Here is a 2115-nt window from a genome sequence, read left to right as displayed (position 1 = left end):
CCCCATCGGAGGCAAGGACGACCCCGGCGTTCACCTGAGCATACAGGTCGCTGGTGAGGACGTAGATGTCGTCCGTGATCCGATCCCGTTGCATGGGCGAAGGCCCTCTCCTCGGAGATGTCCCACCCCAAGCGAGTTTTCCATCTGTATCATGGAGCAGGAACTCACGGCAAGCATTTTAAGGGGAGTTTCCTGGACCGTCAACCACAGCCTGTCGTTGACGATCCCGCCTTTCTGTTCGTCGGTGTTGCGGGTGCGCGAGGCCGCCGAAGGCGGCCTCGCCCACCCGCAACATCAATAAAAAATCCTCCCTCTCTAAGGCCCTTTGGCCTCGGGAAGGGAGGAGGTATCGACTCCCATCCCCATTCGCAGGGGATGGGGGCGATGGTCCGGAGATGAAGTCCAGCTGAATTCCAGGAGGAACCTATGAAAGAGCGGATCGGATTAATCACGGGGGCGAGCAGCGGGATTGGAGCGGCCACCGCTCGATGGCTGGCCCGCCAGGGGATGCGTGTGGTCCTCACCGCCCGACGTCAGGATCGCCTGGAGGCCCTGGCCCAGGAGATCCGCGCCCTGGGGGGCACCGCTCTGGCGATCCCAGCTGATCTTGCGGATCCATCGGCCCGCCAGCGCTTAGTGCGTCAGATCGAAGAGACGTGGGGTCCGGTGGAGGTGCTCATCAACAACGCGGGATTCGGTTATTACGCAACCGTAGAGGAGACTCCCTGGGATGTGGTCGAGCGGATGTTCGCTGTGAACATCCTGGCGATGATCCATCTGGTCCAGCTGGTGCTGCCAGGCATGCGACGGCTGGGGCGCGGGCATATCATCAACATCGCCTCCGTGGCCGGATACATCTCCACGCCACCGCTCACGGTCTATTCCGCCACGAAGTTCGCCGTGGTAGGGTTCAGCGAAGGGTTGCGCCGCGAGCTGGAGCCGCACGGCATTCACGTCACGGTGATCAGCCCCGGCCCGGTTCGCACCGAATTCGGACGGGTGGCCAGCGGGCTGGCGGTGGATCCCGGCGAGGTGCCTGGGGGGTTGAATCCCGAGGCGGTCGCCCGGGCGATCGCGCGGGCGTTGCGCCGGCCAGTGCGCGAGATTGTGATCCCCGCTCGCTATCGCCCGGCGATCTGGATCAACCAGGCGCTGCCCCGCCTGGTCGATTGGGGCGCTGCCCGACAGGGCCGGGCGTGGCTACGCCATCTGGAGAAAGCGCGCGGCGAGGAGGAGGCCCCGAAGGATTAACCGGATGAGGCCGTCGGGGGGGCCTTATCCGGTTAATCCTTCACATCTCCATTCCGTTCCAGAAGCAGGCGTTGGATCACCGGCTCAATGCTCAGGATGTCCGGCACGTGGAAGTCGACCTCATCCTCTAAATGGCCATCCACCAGGATGGTGATCATCCCCAGGGCTCGCGCCGGGCGGAGATTGCGGACGGAGTCATCCACAAAGATGCACTCCGGCCCCTGGGCGTTCAAGTGCCGAAGGATCCGCCGGTAAGCCTCTGGGTCCGGCTTGTTGTAATACTCCAGGCGACGGACATCCAGGATGATCGGGAAATGATGCGCAACCCCCAGCCGCTCGAGCACCCGTCGGGCGTGCTCCTCGCTGGCGTTGGTGAAGATCACCTTCGTTAGAGGGATCCGGCGCAGCATCTGATCGAGGGCCGGATCGGGCTGTAGGTAGGCGTCCAGCGGCACGTCGTGAACGTAAGCGAGGTAATCCTCCGGGTCGATCCGATGTTCCTCCATCAGCCCCCGCAAGGTGGTTCCATACTGGGCGTAATAACGCCGCCGCAGCGCCTCGGCATGGTCTGGGGAGAACCCCAGGCGCTCTGTCATGTAGCGGCCGATCCGCTCGCTAATGAGATCCATCAGCCCGGAACGGCGGGGATACAACGTATCATCCAGATCCAGGATCAGGTAACGCAACCGGGGGCCGCCCATGGCCTGCTCCACCTGGTCATCCTTCCCCTCGCAGGGATGTTCAGTTTAAGCCAGAGCCGGGATTTAGCAAAAATTCAACCATCCACTGTAGGTTTCAGGGGCTGGACGGGGGTGCCGAAGGCCCCCGTCCAGCCCCCGAAAGAGGTTTTCTCCCCCCTCCCCG

General features: G+C 63.4%; 2 protein-coding genes. One reads left to right on the top strand and one right to left on the bottom strand.

Features of this window, described 5'->3' with window-relative positions:
• Positions 1-426: 426 nt before the first annotated feature.
• A complete protein-coding gene (locus NZM16_RS09365) occupies positions 427-1251 on the top strand; it encodes an SDR family oxidoreductase (protein WP_295449749.1) in 825 nt (274 codons plus the stop codon).
• Positions 1252-1283: 32 nt separating this feature from the next.
• Here NZM16_RS09365 and NZM16_RS09360 read toward each other — a convergent pair whose 3' ends face one another.
• Positions 1284-1964 carry a pyrimidine 5'-nucleotidase gene (locus tag NZM16_RS09360; RefSeq protein WP_295449748.1) on the bottom strand — a complete coding sequence of 227 codons (681 nt, stop codon included), beginning with the start codon at positions 1962-1964 and terminating at the stop codon, positions 1284-1286.
• Positions 1965-2115: the final 151 nt, after the last annotated feature.

The organism is Thermoflexus sp. (assembly GCF_025055495.1).
GTDB lineage: Bacteria > Chloroflexota > Anaerolineae > Thermoflexales > Thermoflexaceae > Thermoflexus.
The sequence above is the reverse complement of the archived record's forward strand: the minus strand, read 5'-3'. Positions and strand labels throughout refer to the sequence as shown.

Excerpts from the sequence above, each read along its gene's own strand:
- NZM16_RS09365 (WP_295449749.1), top strand. The coding sequence starts at position 427 with ATGAAAGAGCGGATCGGATTAATCACGGGGGCGAGCAGCGGGATTGGA.